Below are 22,436 nucleotides of genomic sequence, written 5' to 3'. Positions count from 1 at the left end.
AGACTACGACGTTGATAGGCCGCAGGTCTACGCGCTGAGAGGCGTTGAGCTGAGCGGTACTAATCGCCCAAGAACTTACATAACTCTCCCAACTCTTCGTTTTTTCTTCTTTCCGCATGTTGATAAACACATTCCCTCTAACGACCTTGATGGTGGCTATGGGGCGGGTGATCACCTCTTCCCATCCCGAACAGAGAAGTTAAGCCCCGCACCGCCGATGATACTGGTTTCATAGCCGGTAAAGTAGGTAGCCGCCACAATATTAAACCCCAAGCGGGCTCAGATAATCCTGAGCCCGCTTTTTTTGTGGCTCACCTCATCTAATCACCTCTTCCCATCCCGAACAGAGAAGTTAAGGTTGGTCGCAACCCCGGCCTTACCGCTGATGATAGGGATTTCATAGCGGGCACAGGCAGGTAGCCGCCATACTATTAACCCCCAAGCGGGCTCAGCTAATCCTGAGCCCGCTTTTTTTGTGGCTCACCTCATCTAATCACCTCTTCCCATCCCGAACAGAGAAGTTAAGGTTGGTCGCAACCCCGGCCTCACCGCCGATGATACTGGTTTCATAGCCGGTAAAGTAGGTAGCCGCCATACTATTAATTCCCCAGGCGGGCTCAGCTAATCCTGAGCCCGCTTTTTTTGTGGCTCACCTTTAAGAGCGGTTTAGGGAAAAAGATAAGCATCTATAATTCAAATGCTTACTTTTATATGATTTTTCCATAAACCATAATCAACTAACTACTTATGAACAAGTTTGTAAAATGGAGTGCCATAGTGATTGGTTCGCTGGCACTTGTGCTTTTTATAGCGTTTAAGTTTATGCAGGCAACTACAAAAAAAGCTAGCCCTGAAACTACGGCTGTGTATCAGGAAGGTGAAAAAGAGATAAAAGTGGTGTACTCGCAGCCTTCCAAAAAAGGCCGGGAGATTTTTGGTGGCCTTGTCCCTTATGGTAAAGTGTGGCGCACAGGTGCCAATGAAGCAACAACCTTTACTACAAAAAATGAACTTGTAATTGATGGAAAACTGCTTCCTGCAGGTACCTATACACTTTGGACTATTCCGGAAACAGATAAATGGACGGTAATTTTTAACAATAAAAACTATTCATGGGGTGTTAATTTCGATTCAGAAGCTAGTCGTGAACCCGAGGCAGATGTTTTAACCCTTGTTGTGCCTGTACAAAAAATTTCCTCAAACCCCATGGAGAAATTTACCATAGCCTTTGATAAAACAACCCCATCAATGGATCTACTTTGGGACAAAACGAAGGTAAGTGTTCCATTCAATTAATTGAAATTCAGATTCATGTGTATAGTCAGCGGCTATGAATAGCAAATTTCACCCGCTGACTCTATTTTTCCCAACTCATTCTAAAACCAACGCCGTGTACGTTATCAATTCGGATGGTAGTATCTCCACTTAGATATTTGCGTAATCTTGAAATGAAGACATCCAAACTTCTTCCCATAAAATAATCGTCATTGCCCCATATTGCCTTTAAAAGATCTTCTCGTCTGACAACTTCCAAAGAACGTTCTGCGAGGTATTTCAATACTTCTGCTTCCCGAAAAGTCAGGATACTGGATTTTTCGTTGTTTTTTAACGTAAGTTTTTGAAAATCAAAGATATAGTTCCCGATTTGGTACGTTTGTCCCGGCTGAGTGGCGGGGCTTTCCAATTTAGAACGACGCAGAAAGACTTCAATTCTAAGCACCAATTCTTTGATACTGAATGGTTTGGTTATATAATCATCGGCACCAATCTCTAAACCATGCAGTTTATCATCCAATAAGGAGCGTGCAGAAAGGAACAAAAGCGGAACGTGTTTATCTACTTCCCGAATATGTTTTGCGAGCGTAAAACCATCCATTTCGGGCAACATTATATCCAGGATACAAAGGTCAAAATACTCTTTTTGGAAAGTATCCCATCCGTCCCGGCCATTGGTGCAATGAATGATTTCAAATTCATACGCTTCAAGATTATCTTTTGTCGCAAAGGCTAAATTAGGATCATCTTCTACATACAAAATGCGTGCTTTCATCTATATATATTATTCTGACGTAAAAGGTTTAGTTTTTAAATGATAAGATATAACTACAAGCAATTTGCTTCATTTGTGCGGCATCTGAATGGTAAATCTACTGCCAGTTTGTTCGCTGCTTAGAAGCGAAAGTTTCCAGCGATGTGCCTTTACAATCTGTTGAACGTAGCTCAGACCAATACCAAATCCTTTCACATTATGAATATTTCCGGAAGGTACCCGGTAAAATTTCTGAAATACTTTTTTTTGAAATTCAGGTGCTATTCCGATCCCATTATCTTCCACTTCAAGTACAAACAATGTGCCTGAATTACTAGTCTTTACTACCACTTTGGGGTTTTCAGGTGAATATTTAAGCGCATTATCAATTAAATTATTTACCAGATTACCAAAATGCAGTCTATCCGCTTCTATATAGGATGATGAAGCATCAAGCAAAATTGTGATGCGATCCTGATAAGGACGCGATATGGCTGCAATTACTTCGTGGGCATCCAGCCATTCCAGGTCCAAAGCAAGCTTATTTCGTTCTGCCTTTGCCATATTGAGTACCATTTCGACTTGCCGTTGCAGACGAGTGATTTCTTCCTCGACAATGCGGACATAGCGGCGATGACGTTCGGGCTGATTGATTATTGTTGGTGTATTCAACACATCAGCGGCAATGCGTAGCGTTGATATTGGTGTCTGAAGCTCGTGCGTCATGTTGTTGATAAAATCCCGCTGAACTTCTGAAAGCTGTTTTTGCCGTAAAATAACAAACAGAGCGTAGGAAAAGAAACTGACGGCAATGAGTACGATTACAGAGGACCATATCCAGCCTTCCAGGTCGCCGGCCATGTAATTTTCCTGCTGTGGGAAGCGAATTCCAAAGTAGTAAGGGTATTTGTCAGTTTTGATCCAATCGGCAGTTGTTGCGGGCGATTTATCGCTATTGCGGGTACTAAGCAGCATGCCGTAGCGCATGCGATCTGTGGTACAGTCGTAAATACCCAATTCGAAGTCTGTTATCAAGCTATGTTTTTGAAACGATTCCCGAATGTAGTGTTCCAGTACCTCGGGTTGAGTGGTAGCGTTGGTATTGACCAAAAAATAGTCCGGAGAAAGCTGTTCCACAGGATTTGCACTTTGCATCACGCCACTAACCTGTGAAAGCTGCTGGGCAACATCGTGTAAGGCCACATGCACTCGTTGATTAAACTGACGATTGCGCAATTCGAGCGTGCGGTTTACCCAATACATTTGCATAATCAGAACTCCGATAATGGACAAAGCAGACAAAACAACAAGCCATCGGATCGTACGGCGGGACATGAATTTCAGGAGTTAGTTAAAATAAATTTTTTGACCAATTTATACGTTTTTAGATCCCGACACGGCTTGATTAACACCGCATTAACAACTATTGACAGTCTGTTAACAAGCACCAATGCGCAGGAATTATACTTTTGATCCAATCAATAATCAAATCAATTGTTAATCTCTTATTCGCTGGTAAAGCTATGAAAACAACAAAACTCTCTCTTGCCTTTGTGGCCTTCTGCCTGGCAACTGCCGTATTTGCACATGCCGCTGCCTCTTTTTCCTGGATCGAAACGAGTCATGATTTTGGGAAAATTCAAAAAGGAAAACCGGTGGTAGCCTCCTTTGAATTTAAAAACTCAGGCACGCAGCCACTTGTGATTAGTCAGGCGGTTGGCTCTTGCGGATGCACAGGCGTAGAATTTTCAAAAGATCCAATCCTGCCTAACCAAACGGGCAGCATTAAAGCAACATTTAATGCGGCGGTCGTTGGACCTTTTTCCAAATCAGTGACCGTCACATCCAACGCAGAAACCGGAGTGGTAGTGCTAAAAATCCATGGAGAAGTTTTTGAGTAAACGAACTATTTAGCCCTGAAAAATGCTGACCCGTGAGTTTTCGCTCACGGGTTTTGTTACGTTTTAGACATTTAATTTGGATTGTCTATTCCTTTAATTGCTTCATAATCATTGCTTAAACGGCCAAGTTCCGTAATCATAAATCGTTGAAGCTGATCATTAAAATCTTTTTTATCTTCCTCTGAAAGCGTTTGATACAACTCTTTCAGCTCGCTGTTGATAGCCGCACGCTCTTCTTCGGTAGCGGCATTGATCGAGCGGACGTGGTATTGTCTAAAATTAAACTCTGCCATAGATTCAAAATAACATGTTTACAGGCCAAAAGTAGCCGTTTGCGGTTCTACCTACAACTCTTATCCCTAATTATCACCCTTGATACGTTCTTCGCTGAATTGGTTGAACAAGAAAAAACAATCCGGCGTTACTCACTAAGCCAATGAGCTTTTATACCTAAAACGGAATTCAAATCTTTATAAATGAATCGTTCAATAATATTTCTTGTCCTTGCTTTCGTCCTTTTTGCCATTGATTGGTATGTGTGGCAGGCTTTACGTACCGTCATTCGTACTGCATCGCCACTGACGCAACGCTGGGTTTCCGGCCTTTATTGGGGCTTTTCTATTCTGTCACTCTCGGCTTATGTACTCATTCAGCTTTTGCCGCCCGACATGTTTAGTCGCATCGTGCGCAACTTTATTTTTGCAAGCATCGCCCTTCCTTACTTTGCTAAGCTATTTGCCGTTTTGGTACTATTCGTTGATGACCTCCGTCGGCTAGTTCAGTGGGTCATTAGTTTATTTGCGCCATCGGTTGCTCCGGCATCTGCCGATCCGTCCGGGCCACGTATTCCGCGTTCGGAGTTCATGGCTACCACAGCGCTCGTAGCGGGGGGAAGTTTATTAGGAACTTTTGCCTTCGGAATCATTTCCGGGGCGCACGATTACCGGATACGTCGGGTAAAGGTTGCGCTCAAAAATCTCCCCAAAGAGTTTGAAGGTATCCGAATTGCTCAACTTTCAGATATTCATTCAGGAAGTTTTTTTAATAAAACAGCGGTAAAAGGCGGGATTGACTTATTGATGAAAGAAAAACCGGATCTCGCTTTTTTTACGGGTGATCTGGTCAACGACCGGGCCACTGAGGTGAAAGACTATATCTCTATTTTTGAAAAAGTAAAAGCTCCTTTGGGAGTGTATTCCGTGCTCGGCAATCATGACTATGGCGACTACGCTCCCTTTGCCTCTCCCGCGGCCCGGCAGCAAAACCTGAACGATGTAAAAGAAGCGCACCGGCTGATGGGCTGGAACCTGCTACTCGATCAAAATCGTGGAATCAAGGTAGATGGTGCCGAAATCGGACTGATCGGCATTGAAAACTGGGGCGCAGGCGGGTTTGCCAAGTACGGCGACCTGGCCAAAGCCTACAAAGGAGCGGAAGAATATCCGGTCAAGATTCTGCTTTCGCACGATCCAAGTCATTGGCAGGCGCAGGTACGGCCACAATTCAGGGACATAGACCTTGCACTTGCCGGACATACACACGGCATGCAGTTTGGCGTAGAACTCCCCGGTTTTAAATGGAGCCCTGTGCAGTATCGTTATAAAGAATGGGCGGGGTTATATAAAGAAGACGATCAGTTTTTGTACGTCAATCGGGGTTTTGGGTATATCGGGTATCCCGGGCGTGTTGGTATTTTGCCGGAAATTACGATTTTGGAGTTGGTACGCGGGTGATTTTTGTTTTATAATCAAGTAACTTCCCACCCAGATTTTACTTAGGATTCCTGATACTTTTTGACATACCAACGGAATATACTCCAAATACAAGTACTAAGGATAATGACTTTTCCCGGGATGTCAAGTTCTTCATTTAGTATCAGTAAGCTGTAAAGTACATACAGACTTGCCAGAAGTAGAGTCAGGTTTATAGCGAGGAATAAATAGCGGATCATGGTGAATTGAAAGTAGAGATCAGAAAAAAATGAAAAATCCAGGAATGAAATAATTTGTTTTTAATAAATAGACTATTACCTGATTCTCAAATCCAAACATAAAGAATTATTGACTAGATGCTTATTCAAATTTGAATAAAATGAATACTGCTCGTGAAAATGTTCTAAAAGGACATTAAGCAGTGATTAATTAATTCTCAGATTTGCGATTTTACAACTGAAATAGGAATAAAACCAAAAGTAACTCGTTGAACTAGAAAGGATTGTTGATTGAAACTGGACACAAAGATGAAAAGTAAACTATTGCTACTGATTCTAGCCGTTTGGCTCATGCCGACGCTGGAACTCGAAGCACGGAATATACCAGCTACACCCACAGCTTTGACAAAAACGGAGATGGACCTGGGTGGTAAGAAGAAAAAACGGAAACGATATAAGGGTTACAAAAAACCCAGAAGTAAAAAATTTCTTGGGATTTTTAAGCGAAAAAGCTCGTGTGATTGCCCCAAATAATGGTAGCTTAGTCATTCCCGGCCTGCACTCTGTGTAAGGCCGATTTTTTTTAAACTTCTTTAAAAGACAAAATGTTGAGAGATTAATTGTTGGCACACGAACGATTCTGTCCCGAATCGAATTCTTTTCCATATTTTTGTACTTTATTCATCAGACACCTAGTGGTTTTTTAGCCCAAAGCATGAAAATCAATCTCCAATCCCAAGAGTTATTTGAGAGCCGTCATCACGGAAAAGACGCGCACGAACTAAGCGAAATGCTGGAAAAAGTAGGCGTTTCGAGCCTGGATGAGCTTATTGACCAAACAGTACCTGAGGCTATCCGGCTTCCCCGGTCGCTCAAACTCCCCCGGCCTAAGTCGGAGCATGAGTTTTTGAAAGATTTCAAGATGCTTGCCGGGCAAAACAGCATTTTCAAATCGTACATTGGCACGGGCTACTATGATACGCTTACACCACCTGTTATTCTACGAAATATTCTTGAAAATCCGGCCTGGTACACAGCTTATACGCCCTATCAGGCAGAAATAGCGCAGGGACGTCTCGAAATGCTCCTTAATTTTCAAACCGTCGTGACTGACCTCACCGGACTGGAAATTGCCAACGCCTCGCTGCTGGACGAAGCCACCGCTGCTGCCGAAGCAATGACGATGCTGCACAGCGCACGTCCGGCTGCCCGAAAGAAAGCGGATACATTTTTTGTATCTGAACTCTGTCATCCTCAGACTATTGACCTGCTCTTTACTCGTGCAACGCCGATTGGGATCAAAATTAAAGTGGGAAATCACCGCACCGTTGACCTGACGGACGAAAGCCTGTTTGGTGCATTGCTGCAATATCCGGCAACCGACGGAGCCGTAATCGACTATACCGATTTTATTGCCACAGCGCATGAGCTCAATCTTTTTGTAGCCGTAGCCGCTGATTTATTGGCGCTTACATTGCTCAAAGCACCCGGTGAAATGGGAGCTGATGTTGTGGTTGGTTCGGCACAAAGATTTGGCGTACCGATGGGCTATGGTGGGCCGCATGCGGCTTTTTTTGCAACCAAAGAGGCATTTAAACGACAGTTGCCGGGTCGCATCATTGGGGTATCCGTAGATGCCGAGGGAAATCGCGCACTTCGTATGGCACTCCAAACGCGTGAGCAGCATATTCGTCGCGAAAAGGCAACCTCAAATATTTGTACTGCACAGGTATTATTGGCCGTCATGGCCGGAGCCTATGCTGTGTATCACGGCCCCGAAGGCCTCAAAACAATTGCTGCCCGTACCCACGGCCTGGCTAAACTGTTTGCCGATACCGTTCGCAAATTCAATTTTCAGGTAGTTACCGAAGAATTTTTTGATACAGTTACTATTCAAACGCCGCTTGCCCGGAAATTGAAAGAAGAATCGGTGAAATGGGGCATCAATCTGCGTCATTATACCTTTCCTGATAGCCGCGTTGGGGTTTCATTTGATGAGGGAAAATCTTTTGAGGATGTAATTAAATTGCTCAATCTTTTTGCCGAAGTATCTGGTTTTCAGGGTGAAATGATGATTGAGGAAGAAATGGAAATTACCTTTTCTGACGCCATCGCCCGCCAAACACCTTATCTGACGCATCCGGTTTTCAATTCGCATCATACCGAGCACGAAATGCTGCGGTACCTCAAAATGCTTGAAAACAAGGATCTTTCGCTGGTGCATTCCATGATTTCTCTAGGGAGCTGCACCATGAAACTAAACGCAACCACGGAGATGATTCCCGTAACGTGGCCTGAGTTTGGAGCGATTCATCCGTTTGCACCGGCTGAGCAAACGCGTGGATATCAGCTTCTTTTTAAGCAATTGAATGATTGGTTATGCGAAATCACGGGCTTTGCTGCTATGTCGCTGCAACCCAATTCGGGTGCGCAGGGCGAATATGCCGGGCTGATGGTGATTCGGGCTTACCACGAAAGCCGCAACGAAAGCCACCGCAATGTAGCTCTGATTCCTTCGTCGGCCCACGGAACTAACCCTGCCTCCGCCGTCATGGCAGGTATGAAAGTCGTCGTGACCAAGTGCGACGAGCGGGGCAATATTGACGTAGCCGACCTTCGCGCCAAAGCTGAGCAATATAGCAACGAACTGGCCTGTCTGATGGTTACGTACCCATCAACGCACGGAGTTTTTGAAGAAAGTATTAAAGAAATCTGTGCGCTCATTCACGAGCATGGCGGACAGGTATACATGGATGGCGCCAACATGAATGCGCAGGTTGGCCTGACAAGCCCCGGAATGATCGGTGCGGATGTGTGCCACCTCAACCTTCACAAAACGTTTTGCATTCCGCACGGTGGAGGCGGACCCGGCATGGGACCCATCGGGGTTGCTGAGCAATTGGTGCCGTTTTTACCTGGTCACGTCAATCAAAACGGTAAGGTAGGCAAAGCAGGAGCCGTATCTGCTGCACCTTTTGGCAGTGCCAGTATTCTTACCATCTCGTATGCATACATTGCGATGATGGGCGGCGAAGGCCTGACCAACGCCACCAAAATGGCTATTTTGAATGCAAATTATATTAAAGAACGTCTGAAAGGCCAGTACGATGTGCTCTATACCGGAAGTAACGGTCGGTGTGCACACGAAATGATTTTGGACTGTCGCTCCTTTAAAACTGTTGGAGTGGAAGCCGAAGACATCGCCAAACGTCTAATGGATTACGGATATCACGCACCAACGTTGTCGTTCCCAGTAGCAGGTACGCTGATGATTGAGCCTACCGAATCGGAGTCAAAAGCCGAGCTTGACCGCTTTTGCGATACTATGATTGCCATCCGAAACGAGATTCGGGAGGTAGAAGAAGGAATTGCTGATCGGGCCGAAAATGTGTTGAAACATGCTCCACACACCGCTCGTGTCGTATTGGCCGCTGATTGGAAGCGCCCGTACAGCCGCGAAAAAGCTGCTTTCCCTTTACCTGCGCTGCGTTTCAATAAGTTTTGGCCAAGTGTGAGCCGCATCGACAGCGCTTACGGCGACCGGAATCTGATCTGCTCGTGTATTCCGGTGGAGGAATATGCAGAGGTAGTAACAGCAGAGTGATTTTTGTAAAGATCTGAATAACCAACAACGGCCCGGAGGTTTATCCTTCGGGCCGTTGTTGGTTATGAGTACTTTGATATTGTAGATAATTGAGTAATCTCACACTTTGTCAGGATCTCCTGATAATGCACTTTCCCCGCCCTATACATAATTTTCTTCCTTTACAATAGGTCCGGCTTCACAACCAAACATGTCGAGTACCTGATTGACCTTGTCCAGACGCAGGGTTGTCAGTATTATTTCTACTGTTTTAGTTTCCTGCAATTGACCTGTACAGAATCAATAATTGCACAAAGTAAACAGCTTAAAATGAAACAACTAACCTATTTATTCAACCAAAATCTCTACATATTGCCAGAATTCGCAGATGTCAAAAGTGAAGCAGCCTGCTCATCTACAAGCCAAAGCAACTCGCCATTTTCAGGTCGAATGAGTTGCGACGGATAGTGCTCTGGGTTTGATTTGCCTTCAAGCACTTCAAACAAAGCCGGAGCCTTGTTGCTGCCAAACGTTAAAAAACAAACAGCTTTGGCCAGATTGATTAGTGGCGCTGTGAGCGTGATACGGTACATAGCCTGAGGTTCTAAAAAATAGGCCTGAACATAACGCGACTCCTCATGTAGCACCGCTGTACCCGGAAATAACGAAGCAGTGTGTCCATCGTCGCCCATGCCTAGAAGGATCAAATCAAATGCGGGAGATTCATTGCCCAGAAAATCACGAAGATGCTGTTCATAAAGTAAAGCAAAAGTCTCAGGTTCAATGCTTTCTGCGCGCATTGGAAAGATGTTTTCTGCCGGAATCGGAACATGATCCAAAAGCGTTTCGTGCGCCATTCGGGCATTGCTCCGTTCGTCTGTTAACGGAACCCAGCGCTCATCGCCCCAAAAAATGAAGGTTTGCGGCCAGGAAATCAGTTCAGTGTACGGAGGTTGAGCCAGGAGTTTGTACAATTCTACCGGAGAAGAACCACCCGTGAGGGCTACCACAAATCGTCCGTGCTGCTGAATAGCTTCCTGTGCTTTTTGCACAAAGAAATCGGCGGCTGCTTTGCTGAGCAGGTCTTTATTTTGAAAAATCTGAATCATAAAGAAAGAAGAATATCAACGTGATACGGTTACGGTCCAGGTGTGTCCATCGCGGGCAATGAGCGCTTCGGCGTTTTCGGGCCCCCACATACCTGCGGGATAATTTGGGAATTCCAGGGATTGGCGCGATTCCCAGGTTTCCAGAATCGGCGTAATTACCTCCCAGGCCGTTTCTACCTGATCTGAGCGCATGAAAAGCGTCGCATCGCCATTCATGGCGTCAAGTAGTAGGGTTTCGTAGGCTTCGGGCGACTGACCGTCAGAATCATTCCCATTAAAATCAAAAACCATTTCTGCGGGAGTCAGAGCCATTTCGAGACCAGTTTTTTTGGCCATAAACCGAAGCCTGATATCCATCTGCGGCTGAATATTTATCACCAGGCGATTGGGTAAAATGTTCTCAGACATCAACGTCGGAAACGTCAGGTGCGGAACGGGCTGAAACTGAATGGTGATAGACGAGCTTTTTTCCTGCATCCGTTTGCCGGTCCGCAGATAAAACGGAACGCCCTGCCAGCGCCAATTGTCCAGATGAAACTTAACCGCGGCGTACGTTTCTGTTCCCGACTTAGGATCAACGCCTTTCTCTTCCCGATAGCCGGCTACTTTTTTACCCTTCATCCAGCCGGGGCCATATTGCCCACGAACGGCAAATTTGCCAACATCCTCACGCGAGTAGCGGCGAATTGCCTTCAAAGCATCAACCTTTCTGTTTCGGATTTCTTCGGCTTCAAACGTGATGGGAGGCTCCATTGCCACCATACACAGCAGCTGCAACAAATGGTTCTGAATCATATCGCGCAGCGCCCCCGAACCTTCGTAGTAGCCGCCGCGGTCTTCTACGCCAACTTCCTCAGCTACTGTAATTTGTACATAATCAATATAATTACGATTCCACAGCGGCTCAAAAAGTGCGTTGGCAAACCGTAAGGCGAGAATATTCTGAACGGTTTCTTTACCCAAATAATGATCAATACGATAAATCTGCGATTCCTGAAAAGCGCACGTCAGCAGCTGATTCAGGGCTTTGGCCGATTTCAGGTCATGACCAAAGGGTTTTTCTACCACAATCCGATCTTTCTGCACATCGCCTGCTATGCCAACTTTGGCGAGATGAAGCGTGATGGGTTCAATAAAATTTGGTGCTACGGATAGATAAAAAACCCGGTTGGCGCGTGTTCCCCAGGATTCTTCCAGAGCCTGAATCTGCTCGGCCAGTGCCTGATACGAAGCGGGGTCGTTGATATTGGATTGTAAATAATAAATGGATTCACTAAACTTTTCCCATGGGTCTTTTTTGGGTTTTCCGCTGCGCGAAAAATCATCCAAACCCTCTTTTAAGTGGACCTTATACTTTGAATGATCCGAGGCCGTACGCCCCAGGCCGATCACGGCAAATTTCTCAGGCATCCAGCCATCAAGAAACAAGTTATAAAAAGCAGGAATCAGCTTTCTTTTTGTCAAATCGCCCGTTCCTCCAAAAATAACGGCGATGGTTGGTGCAACTTTCTTAATTGAGTTCATGTATGCGGTGGATGGAAAAATAAGACGAACGGATTAACACCAGATTATTGAAAATAAATTAATTCCATTGGGTATGAAAAATTCCTTCCCGGTCTACACGCTCGTAGGTATGGGCACCGAAATAATCGCGTTGTGCCTGAATCAGATTGGTCGGAAGAGTTTCGCTGCGGTAGGCATCGAAGTAGGCCAAAGAAGCCATAAATGCTGGCATAGGGATTCCCCGATCAATTGCCGCTTTGAGTATTTCTCGTAGATCTGCCTGTCGGGCCAGCAGATCGCTGCCGATTTTGGGGTCCAGCAAAAGAGTGGGTAACTGCGGATTAGCCGCATAAGCCGCCCGAATATCGCTCAGGCAGGCTGCGCGGATAATACAGCCGCCGCGCCAGATTTTTGCTACATCCTGCAAATTCAGCCCATACTTGTAGCTTTCTGAGGCAGCGGTAAGCTGCGCAAGTCCCTGCGCATAGGTAGAAATCATGGCAAAATAAAACGCATTTCGCATCTGATCGACCAGTTCGGTGCGATTTACGTCCAGGACGGGCGCGTCATTTGGAAGAGCTTTGGCAGCTTCTACGCGATCTTCTTTATACTTAGACATGTCGCGCATGAGCACCGCCATGTCAATCGTCGGAACGGGTACCTGCAAATCCATAGCATTTTGGGACGTCCACTTTCCAGTACCTTTCGACCGGGCCCGATCCGAAATCATCGTGACCAGCCTTTGCCCGGTTTCGTCGTCCATTTTGCTCAAAATTTCACCCGTAATTTCAATCAGGAAAGATTGTAATTCCGTATTATTCCATTCCTGAAAAATATTTTGGAGTTCGTCGTCGCTGAATCCGGCGCCCCGTTTCAGCAGATCGTAGGTTTCGGCAATAAGTTGCATAATGCCGTATTCGATGCCATTATGAACCATTTTTACGTAATTCCCGGCTGATCCGCTTCCGAGATAGGCTACACAAGGCTCGCCGTCAACTTTGGCCGCGATGGCCTCAAATACGGGCCGCAACCGTTCGTAGGCTTCGCGGTTTCCGCCCGGCATCATGCTAGGCCCAAAGCGGGCGCCTTTTTCACCGCCCGAAACGCCCATGCCAAAAAAATGCACGCCCTTTTTTTCCAGTTCCAGCACACGTCGTTCGGTATCAGGAAAGTAGGAGTTGCCCCCGTCAACAACAATATCTCCGGGTTCCAGCAACGGCAGCAGGGTTGCAATTGCCGCATCGACGGGCTTACCCGCAGGTACCAGCAGCATAACTGCCCGAGGTTTGCGTATCGACCGGACAAACTCATCCACGTAAATTGTCCCACGCACCTGCTTGTCTGCTCCGGCTTCCTCTTCTACGGCAGCGGCTTTGAATGGATCCAAATCAAGGCCAATGACCGAAAAATTATGATCGGCAATATTGAGCATGAGATTTTGGCCCATAACTCCGAGCCCAACCATCCCAAATTCGTACTGTAAATTGTTCATAAGTAGTGTTTTATGGAAATGTTTACGTTCTTTTTTATAGTAAGTTAGGTAAATCGAGGAGTTTTCAGGAAGCAATCTGAACTACGCAGGAGGAAATTTCGGGGTGCTAAACTACCGTATGGAAAACCAATTTCCATATGTTTTCATCCATTTTAAACGCAGGAAAACAGGTATTTCCCTGACAGAACCAGTAAAAAGAATTTCATAAGTTGAGGATGTAGTTTCTATTGCATGGTTTTATTTCCTGTATTTTGTAGCTAAAATCAACTTTTTAAAATTATATTAAATAATTGATAATCAGTAAATTAATTGTGTTGGAGCATATTGTAGTATAGAGTTTAGGTAGTGCAGACCGTTGGCCTGCAACTTGCCGGGAAGTATCTTTATTCAAAAATTACTCATCCTATATTTTTTCATGAAATACCTCTTTTTTCTCCTTTGGTTTCCCTATGTCCTACATGCACAAAACGAGGTTCCTTCGGCGGAGCGTATTCGTCAACATGTGAATTACCTGGCTTCTGACCGAATGAAAGGCCGGGGTACGGGTAGCCGGGAGCAGGAAAAAGCGGTGAAGTATATTGAAAAACAATTCAAGAAAATGGGCCTTTCACCTCGGGGAACCGACGGCTACCGTCAGCCCTTTATGGCCAAAGTCCGGCGGGTGGTGGTGCCGGATAGCGTTCGTAAATCAGCAAATGTGCTTGGTTTTCTGAATAATCAGGCGCCTTATACCATTATTATTGGAGCACATTTTGATCATTTGGGAATGGGCCGACAGGGAAGTTCCAAAGCGCCACAACCCGAAGGACAGATTCACAACGGTGCCGATGACAACGCTTCGGGCGTAGCCGGGCTACTCGAATTGGCCCGGTACTTTACCCAAAACAGTCGTACAGAGCCTTTTAATTTTCTGTTTATAGCCTTTGGCGCCGAAGAATTAGGTTTGCAGGGCTCGCGTTATTTTGTAGAAAATCCTACGCTTGCGCTCGAAAACATTCATTTTATGCTAAACATGGACATGATTGGCCGCTATAACTCCGAGCGTGGCGTGGGAATTGGCGGCTACGGCACGTCGGATGCGTGGCCACAAGTATTTAAAGATGTAACGGGCGATGTTAAATTCTTTACCGATCGGGCAGGAAGCGGTGGCTCGGATCACGGATCTTTTTACGCTAAAAAGATACCCGTACTATTTTTTCATACGGGCGGCCACGACGATTATCATACACCAACCGACGATCCGGAAAAGCTAAATGCTGAAGCCGAGGCGGGTATTTTATCTCTTGAAATCAAACTTATTGAAAATGCGATGGAACTTCCTAAGCTGATCTTTACGGAAGTTAAGTAGGGTGGGGAATTGGGAAATAAGCGATAAACCACACGCAGCCCATGTTGCCATAAATGGGTCTCTCCTTAGGGAGCTTAAAGGAAATAATGGTTGAATAGCTACAAGCAGATCGTCAATCTGAGGCTGTTTCGATGAAATTCAGAGTAGTAATTTTAAAATACATTTAGGAAGTCTAATTTACTTCAACCATTTTTCCCGAATCGGCTGCCAGTTGCCGGGTACTATTAATTGCCCAAACCAACCAGTGCCACACCTAACTTGCGGGAAGGAGTCGCCGAAAAAACTTCCCTGCCGAATGCCGAGCTTAGCACTATTCCCGAAGAAGTACCTGCCTTTTTTAGAAACGCTCATCGCTGTATGGTCAGGGAAGTTTTAGAACAAAATATACCATTTACTAAACGACTCGGTTGACTACCATAACGGATGCACCGAAGGCTTAATGTATTGACTATAAATAGTATTCACTGCTTTCTGTTGCTCCTCCGTCAGCGGGGGCAAATCTGCTGCGTGCAGGTTAGAGGCTACCTGCGCGGGCCGAGAAGCGCCCGGAATGATACAGCTGACAGCCTCAAACATCAGAATCCAGCGCAAAGCTACGGGTGCCAGGTTTTCATAGCCAGGAAACACCGCTTTCAGCTCTTCTACCGCGGCCAGGCCGGTTTCGTAGTCGATGCCGGAGAAGGTTTCGCCCTTATCAAATTTTTCGCCATGGCGATTGAAGTTGCGGTGATCTCCTTCGGAAAAAGATGAATTTTGGGAGAAAGTACCGGTGAGCAGGCCACTTGCCAGCGGTACACGGACAATCACGCCCACGTCTTTCTTTTGAGCCTGCGCAAAGAAAAGCTCAGCGGGACGCTGCCGAAACATGTTAAAGATAATTTGAACCGACGTGACGTTGTCAAACTCAATGCCTTTGAGCGCTTCTTCTACTTTCTCGACACTGATACCCAAATTCTGAATTTTACCTTCGTCTTTTAGGCGGTCAAAAAGTTCAAAAATCTCGGGACGGTAGTAAACCTCCGTTGGCGGGCAGTGCAGCTGAATTAAATCCAGCGTTTCGAGTCCCATGTTGGTCAGGCTGTCCTCCACAAACTTCCGCAGCACGGCGGGTTGATACGCTTCGTTGACATGTGGGCTGAGCTGACGGCCGCATTTGGTAGCTACATAAATACGCTCCGATCGACTTTTTACAAACTTACCCACGGCTTTTTCACTTTCTCCGGCACCGTAGACATCAGCCGTATCAATGAAATTGACGCCGCCATCTACGGCTTCGTGTAGAATCTGTTCAGCCAGGGTGTGGTCAAAGGCATCACCCCATTTGCCGCCCACCTGCCAGGTACCAAGGCTTATTTCTGAAATGTTGAATCCGGTTTTTCCTAATTTTCGGTAGTTCATGAAGTAGGGGTTTGGTTGATAAATTTCGATGTTTTACAAATTTTGGGAGGACGCTAATTCTATAAGGCAAGATATTAAAAATCCCCCTACTTTTTACCCAGGAACGCTTCCAGGGCTCCGGTCAGGTACACCATGGGGGCATTCCAGTTGATGGCAATTTCGTTGGAAGCATAGGAACAATCGTCGTCGGTAAAGGCTTCATCCGCAGCATCCGAGGTGTAAGTGGCGCATTTGTCCTGCTTGCCGGGATTGGGCCCGCCCGACAGCAAACCCGGGACAGGCGCTGCAACCTGATCGGCAACGGAAGGCCGGTGGTGCGGATGCATGACCTGTTTGCTGCCAAAACCCGTCAAAAATGAATAGCCCGTGCCATTTCTCCCCAGCAGATAATCCAGATTCATGAGCGCAGCATCCAGGTATTTAACCTGTTTTGTGAGCCTGAACGCCTGCAACACCGCCACCGCCTGATTGGCCGCTACGGCACTGCTTCCCCACACAAAATCGGACTTTTTGTGGCCCATCATGGTGTTGAGGTAATGCGACTCGCTGCCCTGAATGAGCGAGTCGGCCATGGCAATGAGCTGCTGCCGAAGGATAGGTAAATCTTTCTGAGCCACTTGGGTAAGGCCTTCGGCGTGGCGTAGCAGCGAGTAGTAGCCCAGCAACCGTACCTGAGCCCATGAAGGGAGCGGCATGGCTGTATCCGGAAAGAGATTAACAGCCGTATAGTATTCGTCGCTTTTGGTGGTGATGTACAACTCCGAAGCCGCCCACATCCACTCGTCGCTCAGTTGTCGGTCGCCATAAGCGCCCGTTGAGATGTCAGGGTCAAAGGCATTATTCAGGGACGTTTGATCGTACAAAACCGCCGGATGTACTTTGGCCCAGCCCCAGGCACGCTGAGCGGCAATGAGGCAACTATCGGCCAGGCCCGGAACCTGTACGCCAAAATCTTTGAACACCCGGCTCGCCTGCGCCATCACGGCAGCGAAGTCAAGCGCAGCAGCCGTACTTTTCTGCACCACGTAGCGGGTTTTGGTAGCCTGATGTGGCATGACAGCCATGCCGTCAAACGAGGCGTTGGTGAGTTTGTGATACACACCGCCGTCGGCAGGGTCCTGCATGCTCAGCATCCATCGCAGGTTCCAGCGAACTTCGTCGAGCAGGTCGGGCAGTTGGTTGTTACTTTCAGGAATAGCGAGGTTCAGTTGCTTGTAGTAGTCCGGAAAATCTTCGTAGGCCGACAGCAAGGTGGCCATTGTAATGCCTGAGTTGACGATATACTTGTTGTAATCTCCGGCATCGTACCAGCCATACGGACTGGAAATAACGCTCCCCGCCGGACGGCCCGGCCCGGCAGCTGAGGGGTGAATCATGATCTGTTGGTCGGGATGACCCGCCGGGCGTGCCCATTTGCCAGCATATTTTTCTTCGAGATCCAGGGCGGTTCGTTGAAAGTAAAATCCTTTGGCAGAAGCTTTGGCGGCGGCCTCGTGCACATTATTTTTTATCTCAAAAACATACGACGCTCCGACTCCCTGTACTTCCAGTACATATTTCCCGGGTTTTGTAAGGGCCGAAAAATCGGCAATTCGGGTTGTTTTATCTGAAAAAGGGGAACGACGGCTTTCGCTGAGCGTACCCGAAAAAACCGCTTCTTGACTCCCCGGTGCATGAATACGGAACGTCCCCGCCCCGGCACCGATCACCGCGGCAATTTTTTTGGCCTGTGGGTAAAAACCAAGTTGATTGAGCCGAATGGCGTCAGAGGCCGTTTGCGCTACCACGCCTCCCGGCAGCAACAAGCCTGCAAAAGCAATTTTGAGAAGTATGTTCCGAACCGTAAACCCGTGCTTTTTCATTGGCTGTTTCAAACTGATTTCTGTGATCTATACAAAAGAAAGGCAGTTTGAAGGAAATATAATGGTTGTAGGGGTTTTACGGGCATTTGGCGTGTAGTTTCTGCCGGTCAGCTTTTACCAACACTTCCTGCAATGCAATGGGAGTTGGCCAAAGCAGCAGAGTATCCAGCGTAGTAATCAATTGAAAATCAATAGTCCTGGATGTATATCCAATAGCCGAAATCCGCAGACTATCAGGCTTTCTTTCGTCCAATGGCATGCAAAACGTCCCTTTGTCTGTGGCATACATCCCTTGTTTGGTAGCCGGAATATAAATTGTAGCATATGGAATACTTTGACGAGTTGATCCATCCAAAATTACCCCACATTTTTCCTGACTTAGGCAGAGGTTTGAGAGAAATAATAAGCTACAAGCGATTTTTAGCATTTGCTATTGAATCAGTTTTTATAAAACACAGCCCTCACTCCCCTCCCCGAATTGCCAGCGCCAGGCGGATCATGCCGTACTCAATGCGCTCGCCGAGGCGCTCAAACAGTGGCGCAAGGGGTTCTCCCGGTTGGTAGTTTAGTTCGGTAGCTGCTGCTATAATTTCGTTATACATTTTGTCCGAAATCAGCGGGCGGAGTTCGATTTCGTGGCCTTCATCCCGGAGTTTCACGAGGTGCGACACAATGGTAGAGGTTGCAAGGCCGCGCTGCTGCGCCATGTCGTCGAGCGTAAACCCGCTTTTGTACAATTCGTACGTCTGAATGTAGGTCATGCCCTTGGCCACACGCGTACCGGGTTTGGTATTTTCTTTGGCAAATTTTACAATCTCCTGCACGAAGGCCGTTCCGTAGCGGCGGTATTTTTCATCCCCAATCCCCGACACGGCCTTCATTTGAGCCTCCGAAATAGGCCGTTTCTGCGCCATTTCCGAGAGAGTCTGATCCGAAAAAATAACGTAGGGAGGCACATTCAGAGCATCGGCCATTTGCTTGCGAAGCAGGCGGAGCTGTTCAAAAAGTGCATCGCGGATAATCTCCTGCTTGGGTTTTTCTTTGGGGATAAGCTCTTCTTCACGGGCTTTGCGCTCGGCAAGCGGAATAAACTTGACAAGTTCCAGCTTTTTTTCACCTTTCAAAATCTGCCGGCTCGTGGGGTTCAGCTTAAAGGCGTGGGCTTCGTCGTAGGCAATGTCCATCACGCCCGAGTTCAGCATTTGGCTGATATACTCGGCCCATTCTTCGCCACGCAGATCCTTGCCGACGCCAAACGTCGGTAGTTGGTCGTAGCCGTGGGAGAGAATGGCGCGGTTGCGGCTGCCCCGCAAAATATCGATGAGCATCCCCATCGCCACGTTTTCGCGGGTGCGGGCAATGGCCGAGAGCGCTTTTTGGGCAATGAGCGTGCCGTCAAAACGGGTGCGGGGGTTGCGGCACACATCGCAGTTGCCGCAGTCCTGCTCCACGGCTTCGTTGAAATAGCTGAGCAAAATCCGTCGACGACACAAGTCCGCTTCGGCATACTGCTTCATGCGGTTGAGCTTGGCGTGCAGAAGCTCTTTTTGCTCTTCTGACTGCTCCGACTGTATGATCATGTCCTGCCGCATGATAATATCCTGATAGCTGTAAAACAGCAGCGTATCGGCCGTAGCGCCGTCACGCCCGGCCCGGCCGATTTCCTGATAAAAACTCTCGACGTTGGGGGGCAGGTTGTAGTGAATCACCCACCGCACATTGGATTTATCGATCCCCATACCAAAGGCAATCGTAGCCACGATGATCTGAATGTCGTCTTTCAGAAACTCTTCCTGCACCTTTGAGCGATCCGGCGCGGGTAGTCCGGCATGGTAGAATTTGGCCTTGTAGCCTCGATTTTGTAACAGCGTGGCCACGGTTTCGGTGGTTTTGCGGCTCAGGCAATAGATAATGCCGGGTTGGGTAGGATGTTTGAGAAGAAAACTCTCGATTTGCTGCGTTCGCTTCCGCCCCGGCAGCACCGTCAGGCTCAGGTTAGGACGGTCAAAACTCGCCTCAAACGTAATTGCGGCGGGGGCATTGAGCTGTTTGAGAATATCGCGGCGCGTCACGCGGTCGGCGGTGGCAGTGAGGGCGATGACGGGCACATCGGGAAAATACGTTTTCAGCTTGGTAAGGTGCCGGTATTCGGGCCGGAAATCGTGGCCCCACGAAGAAATACAATGCGCCTCATCAACGGCAAACAGCCGGACGTTCCACTGCCGAAGATTGTCCAGCGTATTTCCTGAAAAAAGCCTTTCCGGAGAAATATAGAGCAATTTGAGTTCGCCCAATTTGGCTTTCCACTGCACCGAATCCTGTTCAGAACCCGAAATACTCGAATTAAGAAAAGCGGCTTCGATGCCATTGGCCCTCAGCGCTTCTACCTGATCTTTCATAAGGGCGATTAATGGCGAAATAACCACCGTAAGGCCATTTAGGAGCAGAGCCGGAACCTGATAACAGACCGATTTGCCCCCGCCCGTAGGCATGAGCACAAGGCAATCCTGCCCGCTCAGAACGGTGTCAATGATTTCTGCCTGTTGCGGACGAAAGGTATCGTATCCGAAGTGGTGTTTGAGGGCGTATTCTTTGGTAAGCGACATGGGCATGAAAATTTTGAATCTAACTCAGATGAGGGATTAATGAAAAATAGTTTGGTCATTCGTTTCAAAACTACGGAATAGCTGCTTAAATTCCCGCCTGTTTGCTGACGAATCGATTCCTATTTTGAGTACAGTTTATTTGCTTCTTGGCTCCAACCTCGGCGACCGCGCTTTGCAGATGCAGGCGGCGGCGCTTTTGATTAAGACTCAGATTGGCACCGTAAAACGCACCTCCGCGCTATACGAAACCGCGCCCTGGGGCGGCATTGAGCAGCCTGCTTTTCTGAATCAGGTGCTGGAAGTAGAAACCGCCCTTGCGCCCGAAGAAGTGCTAAGGCTCGCCCTGGACATTGAACACGAACTGGGACGGGTCCGCTACGAACGCTGGGGCGCCCGGCATCTGGATATTGATTTACTATATTTTGACGCTTTGCATATGGACACCGCCCGGCTCACGGTTCCGCATCCGCGCCTGCACGAGCGTCGGTTCACGCTGGTACCTTTGGTAGAAATTGCCCCGGATTTTGTACATCCGATTTTTCACAAAACCAATGCCGAACTACTGGCCCAATGCCCCGATCAGGAAGAGGTGTGGGCGTATCAGGGTTGATGTTTTATATTGATAAAGTATTGATAATAAATAAATTCTAAAAAATAGACATCCATGGAACCAATTCGATGGGGCATTCTGGCTCCGGGGCGCATCGCCCATAAATTCGCGCAGGATCTGCTGACAGTAGCCGACGCTACCCTCGTGGCGGTAGGTTCCCGCAGTCTCGAACGTGCGCAGGAATTTGCCCGGCAGTACAATGCACCCTACGCCTACGGCAGCTACGAAGAGCTAATTGCCTGTCCCGACATCGACATCGTGTACATTGCCTCTCCGCATACGGGCCACCACGAACATACCTTGCTTTGCCTGAACGCCGGTCTGCCGGTACTGTGCGAAAAACCCTTTGGGATGAATCTTGGCCACGTGCAGGAAATGGTACAAACGGCCCGTGAAAAAAAGCTGTTTTTAATGGAAGCGCTGTGGAGCCGCTTTATGCCAACCACACTCAAAACGCTTGAACTGATTCAGCAAGGCGCTATTGGCAAAGTGTTGGGCGTTCGGGCCGACTTTGGCTTTAAAGGAATTTATGATATTGAGGGGCGTTTGTTCAATAAAAAATTAGGTGGTGGAGCCTTGCTTGATATTGGCATTTATCCGCTTTTCTGGTCGTATGCAATACTCGGCATGCCTGCTACTATGAAGGCTTCGGCTGTTTTTAGCGAAACGGGTGTAGATGCCGCTACGGGCATGGTGCTGACGTATGATAGCGGTGCTTTTGCGTTTTTGGACGCTACGTTTTTGGCCAAAACGGATTGCGAAGCTGTGGTATATGGCGAGTTGGGCAGTATTCGTGTGCATGGTCGCTGGCACGAAAGCGAAGCCCTTTCGCTGGAACTGACCGATCAGGAGCCGCAGGTTTTTGACTTTGCCCGAAGCACGCATGGCTACGATTTTGAAATTAAGGCGGTTGGAGAAGCCTTGCGGGCCGGTCTGACCGAAACACCCGACTGGTCGCTTAGGGATAGCCTCAACCTGATGACCCTGCTGGACGGCGTGCGGGAAGAGATTGGGCTTGTCTATGAATAAAAATGTGTGAATGAGTGATTGATTGAATAATTTTGT

The 22,436-nt window shown here is 47.5% G+C and carries 19 protein-coding genes and 1 rRNA gene; 9 read left to right on the top strand and 11 right to left on the bottom strand.

The window, feature by feature from the left end:
- The first annotated feature begins 148 nt into the window (after positions 1-148).
- Positions 149-260, top strand: a 5S ribosomal RNA gene (gene rrf / locus EZE20_RS02570).
- A gap of 487 nt (positions 261-747) precedes the next feature.
- The gene (locus tag EZE20_RS02565; RefSeq protein ID WP_132114130.1) at positions 748-1,296 is read left to right on the top strand and encodes a DUF2911 domain-containing protein; all 549 of its coding nucleotides are present in this window, start codon (positions 748-750) and stop codon (positions 1,294-1,296) included.
- Positions 1,297-1,357: 61 nt separating this feature from the next.
- Here the strand turns inward: EZE20_RS02565 and EZE20_RS02560 are convergent, their stop codons facing one another.
- Positions 1,358-2,050: a response regulator transcription factor gene (locus EZE20_RS02560; protein ID WP_132114128.1), complete on the bottom strand. Its 693-nt coding sequence runs from the start codon at positions 2,048-2,050 to the stop codon at positions 1,358-1,360.
- Positions 2,051-2,119: 69 nt separating this feature from the next.
- Positions 2,120-3,364, bottom strand: coding sequence for a sensor histidine kinase (locus EZE20_RS02555; protein WP_132114126.1), 1,245 nt, complete (start codon positions 3,362-3,364; stop codon positions 2,120-2,122).
- Positions 3,365-3,552: 188 nt separating this feature from the next.
- Between EZE20_RS02555 and EZE20_RS02550 the strand changes: the two genes are divergently transcribed.
- Positions 3,553-3,930 carry a DUF1573 domain-containing protein gene (locus tag EZE20_RS02550; protein WP_132114124.1) on the top strand — a complete coding sequence of 126 codons (378 nt, stop codon included), beginning with the start codon at positions 3,553-3,555 and terminating at the stop codon, positions 3,928-3,930.
- Between the two features lie 71 nt (positions 3,931-4,001).
- Here the strand turns inward: EZE20_RS02550 and EZE20_RS02545 are convergent, their stop codons facing one another.
- The gene (locus EZE20_RS02545; protein ID WP_199879863.1) at positions 4,002-4,223 is read right to left on the bottom strand and encodes a hypothetical protein; all 222 of its coding nucleotides are present in this window, start codon (positions 4,221-4,223) and stop codon (positions 4,002-4,004) included.
- A 183-nt stretch (positions 4,224-4,406) separates the two neighbouring features.
- Between EZE20_RS02545 and EZE20_RS02540 the strand changes: the two genes are divergently transcribed.
- The 3 genes from EZE20_RS02540 (at position 4,407) to gcvP (ending at position 9,464) form a co-directional block, all read left to right on the top strand.
- A complete protein-coding gene (locus tag EZE20_RS02540; protein WP_132114122.1) occupies positions 4,407-5,663 on the top strand; it encodes a metallophosphoesterase in 1,257 nt (418 codons plus the stop codon).
- Positions 5,664-6,169: 506 nt separating this feature from the next.
- The gene (locus EZE20_RS02535; protein WP_228713501.1) at positions 6,170-6,394 is read left to right on the top strand and encodes a hypothetical protein; all 225 of its coding nucleotides are present in this window, start codon (positions 6,170-6,172) and stop codon (positions 6,392-6,394) included.
- Positions 6,395-6,575: 181 nt separating this feature from the next.
- A complete protein-coding gene (gene gcvP, locus EZE20_RS02530; RefSeq protein WP_132114118.1) occupies positions 6,576-9,464 on the top strand; it encodes an aminomethyl-transferring glycine dehydrogenase in 2,889 nt (962 codons plus the stop codon).
- A 344-nt stretch (positions 9,465-9,808) separates the two neighbouring features.
- Here gcvP and pgl read toward each other — a convergent pair whose 3' ends face one another.
- Genes pgl through gndA form a run of 3 tightly spaced genes read right to left on the bottom strand, consistent with a single transcriptional unit; the run spans position 9,809 to position 13,547 of the window.
- On the bottom strand, positions 9,809-10,552 hold the full coding sequence (gene pgl, locus EZE20_RS02520) for a 6-phosphogluconolactonase (protein ID WP_132114116.1): 744 nt from the start codon (positions 10,550-10,552) through the stop codon (positions 9,809-9,811).
- A 15-nt stretch (positions 10,553-10,567) separates the two neighbouring features.
- Complete coding sequence (gene zwf, locus EZE20_RS02515; protein WP_132114114.1) at positions 10,568-12,076, bottom strand: glucose-6-phosphate dehydrogenase; 1,509 nt, start codon at positions 12,074-12,076, stop codon at positions 10,568-10,570.
- 58 nt (positions 12,077-12,134) lie between these two features.
- Positions 12,135-13,547 carry an NADP-dependent phosphogluconate dehydrogenase gene (gndA, locus tag EZE20_RS02510; RefSeq protein WP_132114112.1) on the bottom strand — a complete coding sequence of 471 codons (1,413 nt, stop codon included), beginning with the start codon at positions 13,545-13,547 and terminating at the stop codon, positions 12,135-12,137.
- A gap of 415 nt (positions 13,548-13,962) precedes the next feature.
- Here gndA and EZE20_RS02505 point away from each other — a divergent pair, with 415 nt between their 5' ends.
- Positions 13,963-14,895 (top strand): M20/M25/M40 family metallo-hydrolase, encoded by a 933-nt coding sequence (locus EZE20_RS02505; protein ID WP_132114110.1) that lies wholly within the window; start codon positions 13,963-13,965, stop codon positions 14,893-14,895.
- Between the two features lie 177 nt (positions 14,896-15,072).
- On the opposite strand, the gene EZE20_RS23935 is transcribed toward EZE20_RS02505, so the two are convergent.
- The 5 genes from EZE20_RS23935 to recQ form a co-directional block, all read right to left on the bottom strand.
- Positions 15,073-15,246: a hypothetical protein gene (locus EZE20_RS23935; protein WP_165933390.1), complete on the bottom strand. Its 174-nt coding sequence runs from the start codon at positions 15,244-15,246 to the stop codon at positions 15,073-15,075.
- Positions 15,247-15,306: 60 nt separating this feature from the next.
- Positions 15,307-16,293 (bottom strand): aldo/keto reductase, encoded by a 987-nt coding sequence (locus tag EZE20_RS02500; protein ID WP_132114108.1) that lies wholly within the window; start codon positions 16,291-16,293, stop codon positions 15,307-15,309.
- Positions 16,294-16,379: 86 nt separating this feature from the next.
- Positions 16,380-18,155, bottom strand: coding sequence for a glycoside hydrolase family 9 protein (locus EZE20_RS02495; protein ID WP_132114106.1), 1,776 nt, complete (start codon positions 18,153-18,155; stop codon positions 16,380-16,382).
- Between the two features lie 76 nt (positions 18,156-18,231).
- The gene (locus tag EZE20_RS02490) at positions 18,232-18,510 is read right to left on the bottom strand and encodes a carboxypeptidase-like regulatory domain-containing protein (RefSeq protein WP_207104696.1); all 279 of its coding nucleotides are present in this window, start codon (positions 18,508-18,510) and stop codon (positions 18,232-18,234) included.
- Positions 18,511-18,616: 106 nt separating this feature from the next.
- A complete protein-coding gene (gene recQ, locus EZE20_RS02485; protein WP_132114102.1) occupies positions 18,617-20,761 on the bottom strand; it encodes a DNA helicase RecQ in 2,145 nt (714 codons plus the stop codon).
- Positions 20,762-20,885: 124 nt separating this feature from the next.
- Here recQ and folK point away from each other — a divergent pair, with 124 nt between their 5' ends.
- Positions 20,886-21,371 (top strand): 2-amino-4-hydroxy-6-hydroxymethyldihydropteridine diphosphokinase, encoded by a 486-nt coding sequence (gene folK, locus EZE20_RS02480; RefSeq protein ID WP_132114100.1) that lies wholly within the window; start codon positions 20,886-20,888, stop codon positions 21,369-21,371.
- 54 nt (positions 21,372-21,425) lie between these two features.
- The gene (locus tag EZE20_RS02475) at positions 21,426-22,400 is read left to right on the top strand and encodes a Gfo/Idh/MocA family protein (protein WP_132114098.1); all 975 of its coding nucleotides are present in this window, start codon (positions 21,426-21,428) and stop codon (positions 22,398-22,400) included.
- Positions 22,401-22,436: the final 36 nt, after the last annotated feature.

It is taken from the genome of Arundinibacter roseus, from assembly GCF_004348825.1.
GTDB classification, from domain to species: domain Bacteria; phylum Bacteroidota; class Bacteroidia; order Cytophagales; family Spirosomataceae; genus Arundinibacter; species Arundinibacter roseus.
This window is presented reverse-complemented; position numbering and strand designations above follow the sequence as displayed.

Coding starts and splice junctions, on each gene's coding strand:
- EZE20_RS02565 (WP_132114130.1), top strand. CDS start 748: ATGAACAAGTTTGTAAAATGGAGTGCCATAGTGATTGGTTCGCTGGCA.
- EZE20_RS02560 (WP_132114128.1), bottom strand. CDS start 2,050: ATGAAAGCACGCATTTTGTATGTAGAAGATGATCCTAATTTAGCCTTT.
- EZE20_RS02555 (WP_132114126.1), bottom strand. CDS start 3,364: ATGTCCCGCCGTACGATCCGATGGCTTGTTGTTTTGTCTGCTTTGTCC.
- EZE20_RS02550 (WP_132114124.1), top strand. CDS start 3,553: ATGAAAACAACAAAACTCTCTCTTGCCTTTGTGGCCTTCTGCCTGGCA.
- EZE20_RS02545 (WP_199879863.1), bottom strand. CDS start 4,223: ATGGCAGAGTTTAATTTTAGACAATACCACGTCCGCTCGATCAATGCC.
- EZE20_RS02540 (WP_132114122.1), top strand. CDS start 4,407: ATGAATCGTTCAATAATATTTCTTGTCCTTGCTTTCGTCCTTTTTGCC.
- EZE20_RS02535 (WP_228713501.1), top strand. CDS start 6,170: ATGAAAAGTAAACTATTGCTACTGATTCTAGCCGTTTGGCTCATGCCG.
- gcvP (WP_132114118.1), top strand. CDS start 6,576: ATGAAAATCAATCTCCAATCCCAAGAGTTATTTGAGAGCCGTCATCAC.
- pgl (WP_132114116.1), bottom strand. CDS start 10,552: ATGATTCAGATTTTTCAAAATAAAGACCTGCTCAGCAAAGCAGCCGCC.
- zwf (WP_132114114.1), bottom strand. CDS start 12,076: ATGAACTCAATTAAGAAAGTTGCACCAACCATCGCCGTTATTTTTGGA.
- gndA (WP_132114112.1), bottom strand. CDS start 13,547: ATGAACAATTTACAGTACGAATTTGGGATGGTTGGGCTCGGAGTTATG.
- EZE20_RS02505 (WP_132114110.1), top strand. CDS start 13,963: ATGAAATACCTCTTTTTTCTCCTTTGGTTTCCCTATGTCCTACATGCA.
- EZE20_RS23935 (WP_165933390.1), bottom strand. CDS start 15,246: ATGAGCGTTTCTAAAAAAGGCAGGTACTTCTTCGGGAATAGTGCTAAG.
- EZE20_RS02500 (WP_132114108.1), bottom strand. CDS start 16,293: ATGAACTACCGAAAATTAGGAAAAACCGGATTCAACATTTCAGAAATA.
- EZE20_RS02495 (WP_132114106.1), bottom strand. CDS start 18,155: ATGAAAAAGCACGGGTTTACGGTTCGGAACATACTTCTCAAAATTGCT.
- recQ (WP_132114102.1), bottom strand. CDS start 20,761: ATGTCGCTTACCAAAGAATACGCCCTCAAACACCACTTCGGATACGAT.
- EZE20_RS02475 (WP_132114098.1), top strand. CDS start 21,426: ATGGAACCAATTCGATGGGGCATTCTGGCTCCGGGGCGCATCGCCCAT.